The 17,426-nt window shown below is 28.0% G+C and carries 21 protein-coding genes; 5 read left to right on the forward strand and 16 right to left on the reverse strand.

What is annotated here, in order from left to right:
• Nucleotides 1-87: 87 nt before the first annotated feature.
• From ABIN73_09580 to ABIN73_09620, 9 genes are all read right to left on the reverse strand, one after another.
• Nucleotides 88-435: a hypothetical protein gene (locus ABIN73_09580; protein MEO0269975.1), complete on the reverse strand. Its 348-nt coding sequence runs from the start codon at nucleotides 433-435 to the stop codon at nucleotides 88-90.
• A 44-nt stretch (nucleotides 436-479) separates the two neighbouring features.
• A complete protein-coding gene (locus ABIN73_09585; GenBank protein MEO0269976.1) occupies nucleotides 480-1,154 on the reverse strand; it encodes an ATP-binding cassette domain-containing protein in 675 nt (224 codons plus the stop codon).
• Entirely contained in the window at nucleotides 1,154-2,731 is a 1,578-nt protein-coding gene (gene argS, locus ABIN73_09590; GenBank protein MEO0269977.1) for an arginine--tRNA ligase, read from the reverse strand. Before argS ends, ABIN73_09585 begins: the two co-directional genes overlap by 1 nt.
• Nucleotides 2,709-3,062 carry a ribosome silencing factor gene (gene rsfS, locus ABIN73_09595; protein ID MEO0269978.1) on the reverse strand — a complete coding sequence of 118 codons (354 nt, stop codon included), beginning with the start codon at nucleotides 3,060-3,062 and terminating at the stop codon, nucleotides 2,709-2,711. The genes argS and rsfS overlap by 23 nt, the downstream gene beginning before the upstream one ends.
• Nucleotides 3,053-3,430, reverse strand: coding sequence for a LytR C-terminal domain-containing protein (locus ABIN73_09600; GenBank protein ID MEO0269979.1), 378 nt, complete (start codon nucleotides 3,428-3,430; stop codon nucleotides 3,053-3,055). The genes rsfS and ABIN73_09600 overlap by 10 nt, the downstream gene beginning before the upstream one ends.
• A gap of 14 nt (nucleotides 3,431-3,444) precedes the next feature.
• Nucleotides 3,445-5,451, reverse strand: coding sequence for a hypothetical protein (locus ABIN73_09605; protein ID MEO0269980.1), 2,007 nt, complete (start codon nucleotides 5,449-5,451; stop codon nucleotides 3,445-3,447).
• Nucleotides 5,420-6,073: a DnaJ domain-containing protein gene (locus tag ABIN73_09610; protein MEO0269981.1), complete on the reverse strand. Its 654-nt coding sequence runs from the start codon at nucleotides 6,071-6,073 to the stop codon at nucleotides 5,420-5,422. The genes ABIN73_09605 and ABIN73_09610 overlap by 32 nt, the downstream gene beginning before the upstream one ends.
• Nucleotides 6,074-6,135: 62 nt before the next feature.
• Entirely contained in the window at nucleotides 6,136-7,242 is a 1,107-nt protein-coding gene (locus tag ABIN73_09615; protein MEO0269982.1) for a peptidoglycan DD-metalloendopeptidase family protein, read from the reverse strand.
• Nucleotides 7,239-8,099: a permease-like cell division protein FtsX gene (locus ABIN73_09620; GenBank protein MEO0269983.1), complete on the reverse strand. Its 861-nt coding sequence runs from the start codon at nucleotides 8,097-8,099 to the stop codon at nucleotides 7,239-7,241. The genes ABIN73_09615 and ABIN73_09620 overlap by 4 nt, the downstream gene beginning before the upstream one ends.
• A 31-nt stretch (nucleotides 8,100-8,130) precedes the next feature.
• On the opposite strand from ABIN73_09620, the gene ABIN73_09625 reads away from it, so the two are divergent.
• From ABIN73_09625 to ABIN73_09645, 5 genes are read left to right on the forward strand one after another with little or no spacing between them, the layout of a single operon-like run.
• Complete coding sequence (locus ABIN73_09625) at nucleotides 8,131-8,577, forward strand: CvpA family protein (protein MEO0269984.1); 447 nt, start codon at nucleotides 8,131-8,133, stop codon at nucleotides 8,575-8,577.
• A complete protein-coding gene (locus ABIN73_09630) occupies nucleotides 8,574-9,662 on the forward strand; it encodes a glycosyltransferase family 4 protein (protein MEO0269985.1) in 1,089 nt (362 codons plus the stop codon). The genes ABIN73_09625 and ABIN73_09630 overlap by 4 nt, the downstream gene beginning before the upstream one ends.
• Nucleotides 9,656-10,441 (forward strand): arylamine N-acetyltransferase, encoded by a 786-nt coding sequence (locus ABIN73_09635; protein ID MEO0269986.1) that lies wholly within the window; start codon nucleotides 9,656-9,658, stop codon nucleotides 10,439-10,441. The genes ABIN73_09630 and ABIN73_09635 overlap by 7 nt, the downstream gene beginning before the upstream one ends.
• Nucleotides 10,438-10,968, forward strand: a complete 531-nt coding sequence (locus ABIN73_09640) for a DUF4416 family protein (protein ID MEO0269987.1) — start codon at nucleotides 10,438-10,440, stop codon at nucleotides 10,966-10,968. The genes ABIN73_09635 and ABIN73_09640 overlap by 4 nt, the downstream gene beginning before the upstream one ends.
• Before the next feature lie 20 nt (nucleotides 10,969-10,988).
• Complete coding sequence (locus tag ABIN73_09645) at nucleotides 10,989-11,660, forward strand: hypothetical protein (GenBank protein MEO0269988.1); 672 nt, start codon at nucleotides 10,989-10,991, stop codon at nucleotides 11,658-11,660.
• 5 nt (nucleotides 11,661-11,665) lie between these two features.
• Here the strand turns inward: ABIN73_09645 and ABIN73_09650 are convergent, their stop codons facing one another.
• From ABIN73_09650 to ABIN73_09680, 7 genes are all read right to left on the reverse strand, one after another.
• A complete protein-coding gene (locus ABIN73_09650) occupies nucleotides 11,666-12,946 on the reverse strand; it encodes a TIGR04013 family B12-binding domain/radical SAM domain-containing protein (protein ID MEO0269989.1) in 1,281 nt (426 codons plus the stop codon).
• Between the two features lie 32 nt (nucleotides 12,947-12,978).
• Nucleotides 12,979-13,149, reverse strand: coding sequence for a hypothetical protein (locus tag ABIN73_09655; GenBank protein ID MEO0269990.1), 171 nt, complete (start codon nucleotides 13,147-13,149; stop codon nucleotides 12,979-12,981).
• 26 nt (nucleotides 13,150-13,175) lie between these two features.
• Nucleotides 13,176-14,093, reverse strand: a complete 918-nt coding sequence (locus ABIN73_09660) for a hypothetical protein (protein MEO0269991.1) — start codon at nucleotides 14,091-14,093, stop codon at nucleotides 13,176-13,178.
• A gap of 7 nt (nucleotides 14,094-14,100) precedes the next feature.
• On the reverse strand, nucleotides 14,101-15,219 hold the full coding sequence (locus ABIN73_09665; protein MEO0269992.1) for a VWA-like domain-containing protein: 1,119 nt from the start codon (nucleotides 15,217-15,219) through the stop codon (nucleotides 14,101-14,103).
• Nucleotides 15,220-15,234: 15 nt separating this feature from the next.
• Nucleotides 15,235-16,284 (reverse strand): MoxR family ATPase, encoded by a 1,050-nt coding sequence (locus ABIN73_09670; GenBank protein MEO0269993.1) that lies wholly within the window; start codon nucleotides 16,282-16,284, stop codon nucleotides 15,235-15,237.
• Nucleotides 16,281-16,415, reverse strand: coding sequence for a hypothetical protein (locus tag ABIN73_09675; protein ID MEO0269994.1), 135 nt, complete (start codon nucleotides 16,413-16,415; stop codon nucleotides 16,281-16,283). The genes ABIN73_09670 and ABIN73_09675 overlap by 4 nt, the downstream gene beginning before the upstream one ends.
• 212 nt (nucleotides 16,416-16,627) lie before the next feature.
• Complete coding sequence (locus ABIN73_09680) at nucleotides 16,628-17,068, reverse strand: DUF5618 family protein (GenBank protein MEO0269995.1); 441 nt, start codon at nucleotides 17,066-17,068, stop codon at nucleotides 16,628-16,630.
• Nucleotides 17,069-17,426: the final 358 nt, after the last annotated feature.

The raw sequence follows: 17,426 nt of genomic DNA on the forward strand, positions 1-17,426 counted from the left end.
TGGAAAGAATTCCTGAAAAATAAAAAAGAGAAAACATAAATAAAATTGTTCCTGCAAAAAATAAAAGTTCAGCCCTTAAATCAAATTTCATCTTTTAAACCCTCCCTTTACCACATTCAAAAAACTCCTGAAACTTATAAAGGTTAAAAGTCCCCCAATAAAAAAAAGTGCGTAAGAAATTAAAGTCATTTCAGGACTCATTTTTACCTTACCCTGAAAAGCAGAATAAAGGAAAAATATTCCATAAAGAAATAGTCCTGTCGGAGCAATCATTATAAAAAACCATCCAGTTTTTAGCCTTAAAACCTTTTCAAATCTCCTTGCTATTATCCCGGTTAAGAGAAAGGAAAACCATAACAAAAATACTGCTAAAAGCAAAATATAACTTGAAAGTCTTATATATAAGAATTCCTGCTGAGGTGTTAAATCAAACATGATTTTATTTTAAAAAATTAAAAAATAAAATTTCAAATAAAATATCATTTTTGTTCCCTTTTTATTTTTCCGTATTCCATATATATAATTCTTTTAATCTTTATCCTTTCAATCAGAGAATAATTATGAGTTGCCATTAAAATTGTGGTCCCTTTTGAATGAATTTCTTGAAGTAAACTCATTATCTCCTCCTGAGCTTTCGGGTCAATATTACCTGTTGGCTCATCTGCAATGAGAATTACAGGCTCCCTAACAAGAGCCCTTGCTATAGCAACTTTTTGTTTCTCACCACCTGAAAGTTCGTAAATGCTTTTCTCTGCCTTTGAAAGCATACCAAGATTATATAGAATATTAAGAGCCTTTTCTCTTGCTTTCTTAGGATTCTCTCCAATTGCTTCAAGGGCAAGTGAAACATTTAAAAGAGCATTCCTATCATTTAAAAGTTTAAAGTCTTGAAAAATTATCCCAATTTTTCTCCTCAAAAAGTTTATCTCCTTTCTCGTTACATACCTTGAGGAATACTCAAGAACCCTTACTTCTCCATCATCAGGAAATTCAGACATATAAATATGCCTTAATAAAGTAGTTTTCCCTGCTCCTGTTGGACCTACAATAAAAACAAATTCTCCCTTTTTAATTTCTAAATTAACATCATCAAGGGCTTTGAATCTCCCTTCATATATTTTTGTAACCTTTATACACTGGACAATCGGTTCCATTACATTTTTAAAGGTGCACTTACTCCCATTGAATTAAGAGTAAATTTTAAAAGATTTTTTAAAGAATAAACAATAAATAGCCTTTTTAAAGTTTTTTCCTTCTCTTTTTCATCCACTATCCTTTCAGATTGATAAAAGGAATGAAAAGTAGATGCAAGTTCAATTAATTTATTTGGCAAAAGGTGTGTCAAAAATCCCTTTCTTATTTTTTCATAAATATCCTGAAACAAAAACATCTTTTTTAAAATTTCCCTTTCCTTTTCATCAAAATTTATTTTTAAGGGAACAAAAACCTTATCAAAACCCCTTTTTTTAGCAAACTCTATAATCTGATTTGTTCTTGCATGAGCATACTGAACATAATACAAAGGATTATCTATACTCATCCTCTTTGCAAGTTCAAGGTCAAAATCAAGTGGTGAAGAAGGTGCTCTTAATAAAAGGAAAAATCTTGCAGCATCCTTTCCAACCTCTTCTATTAAATCTAAGAGGGAATAAATTTCACCTTTTCTTTTACTCATTCTCACAAGCTCATTTCCCCTTCTTAAATTTACCTGCTGAACAATTAAAACATAAAAATTCTCAAAGGAAAGAGCCTTTAAAGCACCTTCCATTCTTTTTATATATCCATGATGGTCAGGACCCCATAAGTTTATAATATAATCATAACCTCTTTTAATTTTATATAGATGATAGGCAATATCAGTAAGAAAATAGGTATACTCACCATTTGATTTTACAAGAACCCTATCTTTTTCATCACCAAATTCCGTGCTTTTAAAAAAAATAGCTCCTTCTTCCTTATATATATAATTTTTCAACCTCTCAAGGGTCTCCTCTATTAAAGAACTTTTTCTTATTTCACTTTCATAAACATAATTTGTAAATTCTGTTTTAAATTTTTTAAGGGATTTTTTTTGCATTTCTATTATTTTTTTTAAAGCAAACTCTTCAAAACTCAAATTACTTTTTTCCCTTAAATATTCCCTTGCCAGATCCTTTAAATATTCTCCATAATAACCATCCTCAGGAATTTGAAAGTTTTCTCCTTTAAGTTCCTTAACCCTTTCTCTTAATGAAATTCCTAAAAGCTCCACCTGTCTTCCTGCATCATTATAGTAATATTCTGAATGGGAAATAAATCCACTAATCCTATAAGCCTTCGTCAATAAATCTCCTATACAGGCAGCCCTCGCATTTGCCACATTCAGTGGACCTGTTGGATTAGCCGATATATATTCAATTAAAACCTTTTCCCTTTTTTTATTACCTTTAAAATATTTTTTTGGACTTTTAAAAAGAATTTTTACAGCATCAAAAATAACTTCATTTTTTATCTTTAAATTGACAAATCCCTTTATGAGTTCAACCTTTTCAAAAAAATCAGTTTTCCTTAATTCTTCAATTAACCCATGAAGCTTTTCCTTATCCTTTTTTAAAATTTCAAAGGCTGGAAAAGAAAGATCTGCATCAAGCTCCTTTATTGAAGGCTCTTCAATTTCAATATTAACACTTTCTCCAAATTTTCCCTCAACTATTTTCCTTATTAAATCTTTAAGTTCTATTAACCTCATCATATCTTATTTTTTTATTATTTTCATAAAGGGACTCAAGATCATAAAAATTTCTTGTTTCCTCATCAAAAATATGAACAACAACTTCGCCTGCATCTACAAGAACCCATTTACCGTTTTCATAACCTTCAATATGATTAATTAAAATTCCCTTTTCCTTTTTTAATTTCATCTCAATTTCATCAGCAATACTTCTTGCATGCTCATCAGAAAGAGAGGTTGCAATTATAAAGTAATCACATATCCCTTTTAAAACATCCCTTACATCAATAATTAAAATATTTTCACCTTTTTTATTGTAAATTAATTCTGAAATGTATTTTGCTATTTCCACAGAAAAAGATTATTCTTAAATACCTTCTTATAATCCTTTCCTATGATAAGTGTAACTTCACATATTCTCTGTGGATCTGGCTCAAAATCTATTCTATTTACACCTATTACATTAGCAAGTATTTTTGCATACTTTTTATCAGGACTTTTTCTCTCAATTATTACCGTTTTACTTAAAGTATCATCAGCATTACTGAATCTTATCACATCAAAACCATTCCTTCTTAATTCCATTGAAATTATCCTTGCGAGATGTAATTCTCCGGTTGCATTAAGAACTTCAACCCTTATATCAGAAGGTGAAATTCTTTCCTTTCCGAAATCACAGGTTTCTAATAGCATAAAAAGGAGGATAATAAGTTTTAACATTTTTAATTTTAAATTCAAAACATTTCCTTTTTCCACTTTTCCTCTATTTCTTTTTTTAATTTTTCATCTTCTGCAAGGATTATAGCCCTTTTAAAATAAAGGTCTTTTTTTTCAGGAGGGGAAATAAGAGCTGCTTTTAAAAGCATTCTTGCTGCACCGTTCCTATCCATTTTAAAATTTATTGCAGCTTTTTCATAAAGTTCTATTGCCCTTTCATTATTACCTTTGAATTCTTCTTTCTGAGCAAGAAAATAATAAATAAAAGGATTATCCTTTTCAAAATTATTAACCAGGTAATCTATAACTGTATCAAGTAGGGAAAGATTCTTTTCTATTATGGATATTTCACCTAACTTTAATATTGCCTTATCTGAAATTGAATCCCTTTCATTAATCAAATCTTTTAAAAGAACCTTTGCTTCCTTGAATTTTTCTTTCTTTAAATAAAGTTCCGAGAGTTTATAAAATAATTTTCTCCCGTCTTCATTACTTTCAATCTCAAAATTGGAAAGAAAGGAAAAAACTTTTTCCTCTGGAAAATTTCTTTCTATCATATACTCAAAGGCTAAAAGAGCGGTAAAAGAAGAAATATCATTTTTAGAATTTTTCTTTAAAATTTCGAGAAAAAGGGAATCGTTCTTTAAAAATCTTTCAATTTCATAAAGTTCCTTAAGAAAAAATTTTTTTTCCTCCTTATCCTTACATAAATTTAAAAGGGAAACTAAATTTTCCTCACTATCCCTGAATCTGTCTCTTTTTTTAAGATAAAAATGAAAATCTGAACGGGTCTTTTTTATTAACAATGTATCTTTTGCTTCTTTCAAAAAATCCCTGTAAAAACTCTCCTCATCAATTTCACCCAATTTAAATTTTGTAAAAAGAAGGGAATATAAAATATCATCCCTTTTCATTATATCATAAGCAATCTGATAGTATTTTTTACTCTCTCTGTAATTTTCCTTTTTAAAATATAGCTTTCCAAGAGTCTTACTTATCAAAAATCTTCTTTTTTCATCTTTTTCTTTAAGAAAAATTTCCTTTAATCTATTATCCCTTTCATTCAAAAAAAACACATCAAGGGATAATTTAAAATATTTATCACTTTCTTTATTTTCAAATTTATCAAGAATTTTCTCAGCTATATCATATTTTTTCCTTTTTATAAGTTTATCCTCTGTAAAATATCTTATAGAATCTCTCCTTTCCTCTCCCTTTATAAGTATTATTATATTTTCTGCAGAATCCACCTTTCCTTCAAAAGCAAAAGAAGCGTAAAAATATGGAATAAGCCGGTTAAAAAAGGGTTTTATTTCATTTCTAATTTCAAGTATTTTTGAATATTCTTCTCTATCAAAGTATAAGGATAAAAGTCGTAAAAAAAGTTCGTATTTATAATCAGTTAATGGAAATTCATCCTTTATTCTCAAAAGATAGTAAATCTCTTTACTCTCATTTCCTTTTAATCTTTCTATTAAAGATAAAAGGTAAAGGGCATCATCATAAAAATCGCTATAATAATTCTTTTTATCTTTTAAAAATTCATTTAAAAATCTTTCAGCTTCATTTATATTCCCTGAATTAAACTTCATAAAAGAATAGGCAAATAAAAATTCAGGTTCCTTTTTTACAAAATCAAAATTAATTTCTTTTTTAAAATTAATGGCATTTAAAAGATATGCATAATATAAAAAGGTATCCTTTAAGGAAACATTTTCAAAAAAAGTTTTCTCAATATTTTCAAAAATTGTAAGTAATTTAAAGTACTTTTCATCTAAATAATTAAAATATTTTTTGTAATCTGATAGTTTTTCCTTTTTGAGTTCAATTCCGGAAAGTAAAAAAAGGGGGAGAACTTTTATAGAATCTTCAAAATCAGATATGTTTAAAAACTTTTTTAAGTATTTATAGACTGAATCTGGTTCATAGATATAATAGGTAGCTTTATTCCAAAATTCAATTTTTTTTGAATCAAAATTATTTAAAATTAGATTATTTAAAAGGAAAAATTTTAAAAATTCCACCAATTTCTTTATACAGTTTATTTAATTTATCATTATTTTTAAAAAGTTTTAAACCTTTTTCAAGAACCTCCTTAGCTTTATTCTTCTCACCTGCAGCAAGGTATGCTCTCGCTATTATGTAGAATAGTTCAGGATCATTAATTTCATCCATATGATTATCAAATATTTTTAAAATTTCAAGAACCTCTTCTTTTTTTCTGTTTGACCTTACATAACTTATTGCAAGGTATGCTCTTGCTTCATGAAACATAGGGTCAAGCAAAAGTGCTGACTTAAAATACATTCCCGCTTTTGCATATTCTCCTTTTTCAAAAACTTCTTTTCCCATATTAAAAGCATTTCTCGCCTGAACTTTTTTTGCCTTTATCTGTGGTGGAGTAAAATTACCACTTTTTAACATCTCATCATACTTTTTTCTCTTTTCAGGGTTTGATAAAATACTGTATGCCTCATTTATAAGGGTAAACCTTTCCACAGCCTTCTTATAAACCTCTTCCCCAAATTTTTTAAATTTATCAGGATGTAAATCTATTATAAGTTTTTTAAAAGCTTTTTCTATTTCCCCAATTGAAGCCGTAAGCTTTACACCCAGAATCTCGTAATAATTTTTATATTCTTCCATCCTATATATTATATTAAATGCTAAAAAAATTTTTCCATGATTTAAATCACATTTTTAAAAAATTAACTCTCAAAGGGTAAAAACAAGAGAGGATCCAAAGCTTTCCCACCATATCTTACTTCAAAATGCAAGGTATAATTTGAACTAAAAATTGAAATTCCCACCTCCCCGAGGGGCTCTCCCCTTGATACTGCCTTTCCAGGAAAAACATATATTTTTGAGAGTCCAGCATAAACTGTATAAAAACCGTCTCCATGGTCTATTATAACAGTTAAACCGTAACCCATAAATAAGTCAGAATAAACAACAACTCCTGCATCTGCTGAATAAACTTTATCACCTGGTTTCCCCCTTATATCGATTCCATTGTTTTTAACCTTTGTTTTATATTCAGGATGCCAGAGGTTACCAAAATAAGAAACTATTTCACCCTTTATAGGCCAGTTAAAAACCCTTTTAGGAATTTTTTCAGGTATTTCCTTTTTAACTTTTGCCATTCTTTCTCTTTCAATTTTTTCAAGTAATTCCTCAAATTTCTTAACCTGATAGGTAAGTTCTATTTCAAGTTTTTCCTGTTCTTTTTTCTTTTTTCTCAGCTCCTGTAAAATTTTTTCCTTTTCCTTTCTGCTCTCAAGGAGTTCCATTTTCTTCTCAGCTGTTACTACCTCAATTTCTTTTAAATTTTTAACCTTTAAATTATAGGATTCTTTTTTTTCCTCCAAATTTTTTAAAAGTAAGGTACCTCTTTCAAGAAGTTCTTTTTTAAATTCAATACCCTTTTTAAGAGCAAGTAGCCCTGTATAAAAATTTAAAAAAGAACCTTGACCCCTTATTATATTTAAAGGACTTAATTTCCCATATTTATAAAGTGAAATAAGAAACTCTTTAATTACATCTTTTGTTTTTTCAAGCTCTTTTTCATTCTCTTTGATTAAATTCTCAAGATCTGAAATTTCCCTTTCAAGAGAAATTCTCTCTGAAATTAGTGATTTTTCCAGTTCACTTAAAACTTGTATTTCTTTATTAAGGGATTCAAGGGAATAGAGTGTCTTGGTTTCCTCTTTTTCAAGGATTTTTCTTTCTTCCCTTATTTTTTTTAATTCAAGATTTAAAGAATCAATCTTGGATTTTAAACCTGCATTTATAATTATTAAAAGAAGTATACTCATATTTTCTTTATATCTGACAGAGCTATCTGTGAAGAAAGGAATCCAAGAAGTGTTCCGAAGGCAACCATTGAAATTAAAACTGTAAATACAAAATTAAAACTTATTCCAAAAAATTTTTTAAGAAATGAAAAGAATAAAAGAGAAAGTATTACTGCTATTATAGAACCTGAAAGACCGTATAGAGAACCTTCAAGTGCAAAGGGAGATCTAATGTATTCCTCATCTGAACCAACAAGATATAAAAGTTCAATAAGATTTAATCTTGACCTTATCGTTAATCTGAGTGTTTGGAGGATTGTTATTGTAAGTAAAAATAAAAGGAAAAAGAAGAAAAAAATATCAATAAAAATCAAAAATAAAAGGATTTTGAAAATCTTTAAAATATATTCCTCGCCAAAATAAACTTCTTTAACAAAGGGAAGTCTTAAAATAAAGGATTTTAATTCCATTATCTCTCCTCTTAAAAGTAAATAGGGCTTTAAGTGAAGTGTAAATTTTGGGGGAAATATATCTTCATTAAAAAGAGTTAATAATTCCTTATATTCTGGATAATCATTTAAAAAAAATTCTCTTCCCTTTTTTGAATCAATATACTCTACTTTATATACACCCCTTAAGGATTTTAAAATATCTGCTAAAAAATTTAAACTTTTATCATTAAGATTTTCTGTATGATAAACCTCAAACATTAATTTAGAGGATCTTTCATATATAACATTAAAGGAATTTAAAGTTAATATCACAAAAAAAATAAAGAAAAATAAAGAAAAGGACATAATTAAAACACTTGTAAAAGCCATCCTTAGATTATTTTTGATTCCTGTATATGTTTCTCTTATAATAAAAGAAAGTGACATATTTAATATTTTAAGTGCATAATTAATTAAAATGCATCCTTTTGATATTTTTACATTTTTTGTTTTGCTCCTTTCTGTCTTAATAGGAGTTATTTACGGTTTATGGCGTCTTATAACTTCCTGGTTTTCCCTTGCTTTTTCTTTTCTCCTTTCCTATAATCTCTCTCCTCTTCTAAAAAAATTTTTACCCAAATTTATTCCCTTCTCACACTTTTTAACCTTTATCTTAATTTTTTTATTTTCAATTGTATTATTTGCCATTCTCTTTAAAATTGGAGAAAAAGCCATTAAAAGTTTAGGTCTTTCTTTTTGGGACAAACTTTTAGGAAGCATATTTTTATTTTTTCTATCAATTCTTCTTATTCTTGCAATAATCCATTTACTTGAAACTCTTTCGCTTTCTTATTTAATTAAAGGAGCGAAAACTCCATCAATACTTCTTGAAATAGAATCAAGAGTTTTAAATAAATTTATATGAAAATTTTAATGGTTTCTGATGCCTATTATCCATTTCCAGGTGGAGTATCCGAGCATATGTATCACCTATCAAAAGCTTTAAGAGAAAGGGGACATATTGTTAAAATCCTCACTGCTTCTTATAATCAGGGTGAAAAAGAAGAAAATTGTGTTTTAAGAGTTGGAAAAGTTCATATTTTACCACTCAACTTTACCCAGATAACTTTTACATGGGAAAAATATTTAAGAAAAAAATTAAGAGAAATTTTTAAGGAGGAATTTGATATAGTTCATACTCATGGACCGCTTGGTCACAATTTGCCTTACCATGCCTTAATTTTTTCCCGTTCAAAGAATATAGCCACTTTTCATACTGCCTTTGTAGGTTTTAATTTTTATAGATTGGCAAGAATATTTTATAAGGAAAGTTTTAAAAAAATTGATAGAGTTATCTGTGTGTCAAAAAAAGCAAAGAGGGAAATTGAAAAATATTTTCCCTTTGGAAATTATGTTATCATTCCAAATGGTGTTGATACAAAAAGGTTTAATCCTGAAGGAAAAAAAATTGAGAAAAATAATTTTACAGTTTTATATGTTGGAAGATTTGAAAAAAGAAAAGGTCCTTTAATTTTCTTAAAGGCTGCTAAAATTTTAAGGGAAAAAGGTTATAGGGAAATAGAATTCTGGATGGTTGGAAAGGGTCCATTATTTACTATTTCAAAAAAGTATGCTGAAGAAAATAATCTAAATGTAAGATTTTTCGGGTTTGTTGAACCTGATGAGTTACCAAAAATTTATAGGAGTGCTGATATTTATGTATCACCTGCAATAGGAGGAGAGACTTTTGGTATTGTTTTGATTGAAGCAATGGCATCAGGTGTTCCGGTTATATCTTCGGATATAGAAGGTTATAACGAGGTTATAAAAAATGGGATAAATGGACTTTTATTTAAAAATAAAAATGAAAAGGACCTTGCAGAAAAAATAGAAATTTTAATAAATGATAAATCTTTAAGAGAAAAAATAAGGGAAAGGGGATTAAAATTTTCAAGAGAATTTGACTGGAATAAAATTAGTGAAAAGGTAGAATTTATTTATAAATGTTAATAAAGGATAGGGATTTAAAGGCTTTTGAATTTCTCTCAGAAAAATTTAATTTAAAAAAAGAAGAAAATAAATTGTTTTTTTTAAAAAAAGTTCTTAAAATATTTTCAGAAATTCCCTATGAAAATTTAACAAAGATAATTGAGGCAGAAAACAAAAATTTTGAAAAAAAATTAAGAACACCCTATTATATCATCAAGGATTTCTTTGAAAAAGGGGGAGGTGGAACCTGTTTTTCCCTTGTTTATTTTTTAAAAAATTTCCTTGAATATTTAGGCTTTAAACCCCAATTTTTACTTGCAGATAGAAGTTATGGTGAAAATACCCATACCCTTATTTCCCTTGAGATTGAAGGTAAAAAATACCTATGTGATGTTGGATATCTGATTTATGAGCCTATTCCCCTTGAAAGTGATTTATTTAAATTTAAAACATCAGCCTATGATTTTATTTATGAAGAAAGAAAAGACGGTATATATGTTTATACGGAAAGTGAAAAGGGATTTAAAAAATTCAGGTTTAAAATAAAAAAAGAAAAAGTAAGTGAAGATGATTTTATATCAGCCTGGAAAAAATCTTTTGAATTTGAAATGATGAATCACATTATTGTTTCAAAGGAAGTAAAGGATGGAATTATATATATAAAGGATGGACACTTTCATAGAATAAAAGAGGGAAAAACTTTTTATAAAAAAATTGGAGAAAAGGAAATGATAAAAATTCTTGAGGAACTGAATATAAAAAGGGATTTAATTTTAAAAGTTAAGGGATTTATAAAATGAGTGAACCCGCAAGCCCTTTACCCTGTAAATTGATTTTAGGTTTATTTTACACTGAAAAAGATTTATTACTTAAGGTTAAGGAAGAACTTATAAAATCCTTTGGAGAGATTGATTATGAAAGTGAAAGTTTTGATTTTAATTTTACTTCTTATTATGAAAAAGAAATGGGTAAAAATATAAAGAGAATATTTTATTCCTTTAAGGAACTAATTGATCCATCAAAAATTGTTGAAATAAAGTATATAACATGGGAAATTGAAAAAAAATTTACTATTGAAGGAAAAAGGAAAGTTAATATAGATCCCGGTTATATGGATTATTTCAAGTTCGTTTTAGCATCTTTTAAGGAAGGTGGTTATAAAATATATCTTGGAAGAGGAGTTTATGCTGATATAACCTTATGGTATGAAAAAGGGAAATTTAGACCCCTTTTAACGAGTTTCCCGGATTTTAAAAGCAATTTATATGAAAAAACCTTTTTGAAAATTAGGGAAATATATAAAAGGGATTTGAGAAAATTAAAATAAAAAATATGATATAATTTACTATGAAAACAAAGATTAAAAAGGAGGTTATTATGGTAAGATTTATATTTATTCTCTTTAATCTATTTATTTTAAGCTGTATGACAATGCCTTTTATGTATGAAACTCTTGAACCAAAAACAGAAAAGAGAATGGGCGTCTCTCTCCATTATGGTATTGAAAATTTTAAGTTCGGTGGTATAAGAGGGGATTATGAAAAATCTAAAAGTTTTTTAAGAAAAATTGAATTAGGGTATGGATTTGGAACCTCAATTAATAATATAGTAAATGAGCAAAGTTCTAAAGATATAAGGCTACAGATTGATGGTGGAATTTATGGAAAGGTTGTTTCACCAACAGATCCTGTAAGATTTGGGCTTAAAATCCATTTTAGACCTTCTCTTTTTTTAGGTTTACCTCAAAGAGATGGAATAATTAAAGATATATGGGCTCCCATAGGTATTTCATTATTATCTGGTTTTGGAAACCCTGAGTTTTTAACTGTTGGTTCTCATATTTATATCCAGCCCCTTGGAACAAATATTTTTCCCCTAATTCCTCCCTTTATTTCTTTAACCTACCATCATAAGAAATATGCTATTGCTCTTATTGCAACAATACCTGTAGGGATAGAATATGAAGGTGAGCCTCTTTACTTTCCTTACTTTGGTATGGGTTTAGGTTTACATTATTAAAAAATTTATATTTTACCATTTATTAGATACTGGTATATTTTAAAGGCAACTTTTTCCTGTTTTTGCCAGCTTCCGAAAGCAAATCCTTTTGAGCTTATTTTTCCTATAATTTTTTTGATCTTTTCATTAACTCCTTTTGGTGGTGATTTAGCAAAGGGTGTTTGAGGTAAAGGTATAAATGCATGTGTATGAATGTAAGCTCCCATTCTTGTTAAATCTTCTATTACCTTTATTGTCAAGTTAATATCTTCTTCAGTTTCACCAGGCAGTCCAAAGATAAAATCTACATTTGCTTTAAGACCTGATTTTAGGGTAATTTTTACTGCATTATAGACATCCTCTACTGTATGTCCTCTGTTACATAAATCTAAAATTCTCTGACTTCCAGATTGGGCACCGATTGTAATATTATCATTATCAGCATACTTTAGTATCAATTCTATTGTTTCTTCATTTACATGTTCAGGTCTAACTTCTGATGGAAATGTTCCAAAGAAAATTCTTCCTTCTGGTTTAATAATTTTATGAATATTTTTCAGAAGTTCTTCCAATTCAAGGATATTAATTTTTTTACCATCAGTTGAACCGTATAAGAAGGCATCTGGGGTAATAAATCTTATATCTAAAAGATTTTTATTTTTCATATACTCCACATATTTACATATATTCTCAATACTTCTGTGTCTCAGCTTTGCACCAAAAATTCTTGGAGTCTGGCAGAAATAGCAGGCAAAAGGGCATCCCCTTGTTATTTCAATAGGTCCAAATTTCTCGTTTTTTATTGCGAAGGGATGATATTTATTTAAGTCAACTTGTTCTCTTTTACCTGTGAATTTCATAACTCCATTATCATCAATGAAGGTAATTCCTTTAACAGTTTTAAAATCTTCATCATTACATATTTTTTTTAAAAGTTCAGTTATTGTCTCTTCCCCTTCACCTTTTACAACAATATCAAATCCCATTTTAAGTGTTCCTTCCGGGTCTCCTGTTGGATGGGGTCCTCCTGAGATAAGTAATATTTTTTTACCAAATTTTTCTCTTAATGTTTTAACAATTTTATTTATTTCCCATAATTGTGTGGTGAAAAAAGATATACCAATTATTACTTTTTTATGTTCCTTAATTATATGTTCAATTTCTGTGATAAAATTTTTTTTATTTTTGATAAAGTAAATCTTTATATTGTTAAGGGATTCTTCAGTTTCAATGGCGCCTACTAATGCATTAAAACTATATTTATTATTTTTGTTATAATAAATTACAAAAGCATAATCTTTTTTCATAATTTACAGACTAAATCTTATTTTATCTAACTTTAAAGAGTTTTATTTTCTTTTTCAGATGTTGTTTTAAGAAGTTCATCAAAGCACTCTTTACAAAGGTATATCTCCTCAGTTATCTTTATAAATGTTAACTCAGGATTGTATATCTTTTTGCATTTTATACATATTTTTTCTTTTTTACTTTTTCTTTTTTTCTTTTTCATCTTAGCCTCCTTTTTTTATTTTAAAATTATACACCATAACTTCCTCCATACTTATACATATTTATAAACAATCCATTTTTTATTTCTTCTTTTATTCTTTTAATTTTATTTTTAAGGCTTTTTTCTTTTTTGATAAATTCCATTAATCCTTTCAAGTCCATTTTTAACACCACCCCTAAATATTCGAGTAACTCTCTCTTTGTTATCAATTTTTTTTTCAACTGATTTTCTTTAAAGGCAGTATAAATCACTTCACCTAAACCAACAAAACCTTTATTTTTATTAATGAACTTACTTAAAAGTTTAAAAAAAATTTCAAGCTCAAAAATAAAATCAGTGGTTAATAACTTTTCATTTGAAGGTATCATTTTTATAAATCCATTCTCATATTTAAAATTACCAAAAATACTTTCCAATTCAAAAATCACAGAATAATGAGGGATATCTTTATAAAGTAGAGTAAATGTAGAAAATCTTGTGTAACGGGAAACTTTTATGTCACAAACTTTTACAATTAAATTATGGTTTTTATAATTGTTTAATTCATCTTTTTGTTTAGAAGAGGGCAAAAAAATTGAAATTTTTTGTGTTTTTAAAACATTTTCTATTACAACCCATAAATTTGTTAAAATCCACCAGTTATCTTTTAATTTATAAAAATCATAATTTATTGTTTTAAACTTTTTGCCTTTATATTCGTTTCCCAAATCGCATATATAAGTTTCTTCCTTCAAACTATTATATAAAATTAAGTAAGGTAAGAGATTTTTTCGCAATAGTGCTGTTAAGTTTTTGATTTTCTCTCCCTCTTTTCCTGATACTACAATCCATAATCCGTCATTTTTAACTAAAAACATATTACTTATTATTTCTTCTCTGTAATTTATTTTATAACTTTCAAAAATTTTTTTTACTGCTTCAATATATTTTGACCTTTCATTCATAAAAATTCTACCTTTTATATCTTACCGTTATTCCAAAAGGGGCTTTCTTTTTTGTTGTTGAAATCCATAACACTGGAAATTGTGGAGCCTTATCCGGAAAATTCCCCAACAAATCTGTGAAAAATATAAGAGGGAGTATAATTCTTTTTTCTTCAAGATACTTAAATACTGGTCTAAAATCTGTTCCGCCTCTGCCAATTATTTCAATAGTATCAGGTAATTTATCAGGATATTTTATTTCTTCTACTTTTTGAATTTTAGCATCATTCTGAATTAGATAAATATGATAAAAATTGAAAGAATTCAAAATACCATTAATTTCACTGAAGAAATCCTTTAAATCTTCACTACTAATTGAGCCTGATGTATCGACAGCGATAACTAACTCCAAAATTTTTTGTCTTCTTGTTGGATAAATAATATCGTAAGCAAGATATCTTCTATTTGGTCTTGTCCATTCTGTTTTCACTCTTATATTCTGAATTAAAAATTTACCAAGCATAACCCTCCAGTTAATTTTTGGTTCCTTTAGCTCTTCCACAAACTCCTGAAACCATCCTGGTAAATTCCCCTTTGATTTTATCATATTCCAGACTTCACCTAATACTTTACTGTATTTTCTTTCAACTAAATCTGTGATTTGGTTATCACAGGGGTAATGGCTGTCAAATCCTTTTAAGTAAAGATATCCTGATTTTTTTATTTCTTCAAAATTTTGAATTAAAAGGCTATAGTATTTTTCTGCTGATAGACATTTTTCAAAACCAAACTTTTCGGGAAATAATGATGTTTCTTTAAGTTTATTAATTTCAAATCCCATATTCACAAGCATAGAGTTGATTGCAAGGTCTGTTGCTATGTTCCATAAAGTTATATCTCTATTATTTAATCTTATGAAGTGACATAAAGCAATATGCAAAATTTCATGGAGTATAACAAAAACTCTATCAGATACAGTTAGATTTTTGAACCATTCTGTGTTAATCTTAAATCTTCCGTCCCCGTAAACACAGGCAGTGGGTATATTCGAGTCTTCTTCAAAAACTGTTTCTAATAAGAGTCTTCTGAAAAAAGGGTGCTCCATCACCACTTTTACAATTGCCTTTTCAAATTCCTTTGTTCTCATTGGTTTCTCCTTGATTTAAAGCAGAGAATCAAAATATGCTTCTCTTAACTCCTTATAAAATCTGCTTTTCATGAGCATTAACCCCTTTTCATTATCTTTGAGAATTAAATTCAATATATACGAACCATATTCAACAAAATTTTTTCTAATCTCAAGTAAAATTTTTGCAACATTATCTATATGTTTTTGATTTTTAGGTCTTAAGCCTAAAGCAGTTGAAATAGCCCACCATATGGAGGTTTTTTCGCGGGGTGGAAAATTTATTTCTCCTGTCTCTAAAGCTTTTTCTATATCAGGCAACTCCCTGTATACTTCTAAAAAAGCAATAAAATCAGCAGCAACAGGGTTTCCAACAGCAAGTGCAATCATTTCTACATCTTTTGTCAATTTCAAGATTGTATTTGCAAATTCCCATGTTCTTGGGCAGGGATAAGCAATTGAAATTCTATCAGGCTTTGTGTTAATAAAATTATCGGGTTTATATTTCAAATAAGCAATTATTTCTTCGGATATTCCCTTTTCTACTGCCCATTCAATCCAGACATCAAGGTCTGGTTCTACTTCTATATGAATAAATCTTGAAACCAAAGGGTCAGGCATATCAAACACATTTACCGCATCTTCTTTTCTATTTCCAGCTGCTATTACATACCAGCCGTCAGGGAGTTTGTAATTACCAACTCTTCTATCAAGAACAAGTTGATAGGCAGTTGCTTGAATTGAAAGGTCTGCTAAATTTAACTCATCTAAAAAGAGGAAACCTTTTCCATCTGTTGGGAAGAATTCTGGGATCCACCAGACTAATCTTTTTGTATCTTTATCTGGGAATGGAATGCCTCTAAGATCAGCGGGGTCAATTTGTGCGAGTCTCAAATCTATAACTTCTAAATTATATTCTTTTGCCACCTCTTTAATGATTGTTGATTTACCGACACCAGGAGGTCCCCATATGAAAAGAGCTGGTATTTCATATGCTTTTCCTTCTAATATTTTTTTTACTATATCAACAAGTAATTTTTTTAATCCTTTTATATTTACCGATTTATTTCTTTTTAAAAGTTTCATATTATTATTATCTCATCCTCTCTCCTTTTTTTCAAGAGTATTTCTCTTTGAAACACAAGGATTTTTATATTTTTATCTTCATCAAGCATATTTTTAATCAATTTTATAAAAATTCTGATGTAATATTTCATCAATTCCATAGAAAGTTCAGAGATTTAACTTATGTTATTTATCATTTAACATTCTATTTTTTCTCCAATTGCTTTTAAAATATATCAATTAAATAAATCAAATCTGGTTAGGTAAATTGAGATTTAGCTTGAAAACTCAAAACATAAAAATACATTATAAGGAACATTATAAACTTCATTTAAATAAAATATTGATTTATGGATCTAAGTGTCTAATCTTCAACTTCTATTCCTAATTTTTGTAAAAATTCTTTTGCATTTTCAAAATCTGCATTTATTTCTCTTTTTGTTTCTTTCAATCCTCTATAATACCCTGCAATATGAATTCCTTTATATAAACTTTCAAATATTTTTCTCAATTTTCCATTTTTATGCAATAAATATTTATTTATATAATCTCTATATCCATCAGAACTTTCAGGCAATTTATCTTTATCTATTTTTCCTGTTGTTAATAATGCATAATCAAGAGCCTTTAAAATAGAAAGCCATAAAGCTCCATAAGCCTCTTGAACATATTTCATTTCTTCAAAAATTTTTGTGTCCTCATCCAAAGGAGATTTTTTTAATGTTTCTTTTGCATTTTTATAAAATTTCCTTGCTTCTTCTTTTATTTCTTCAATTTCTTCTGGATTTACTTTTAAATTTTCCATACTTATATTATAATCCTCTTCAATGTTTTTTTGGCAAATCCTCTTCAAACCCTATAACTGCTTTTATTCCTTTCCCAAAATCTTTTATTCTAAATCTTTCAAAATTTTCTACTGGGAGTTGTGGAAATCTATAATAATTTTTTGTTCTTTCATAAGTCCTATATTGAAAGTCATGCTCTTTTAACCATTTCTTTGCTTCTTTTAAAGTCCATATATTCCTGTCAAAAATAGATTGAAGTTCTGAATGGTTTTCTTACACCATAACTGAATTTATATATTTTTCTATAGTATTTAATTCCTCTTTGACAAATTTTGATAAATAATTTTTGATAGAATAAAATAGTGGTATATTTCGGAC

It is taken from the genome of candidate division WOR-3 bacterium (assembly GCA_039804025.1).
GTDB lineage: Bacteria > Hydrothermota > Hydrothermia > Hydrothermales > JAJRUZ01 > JBCNVI01.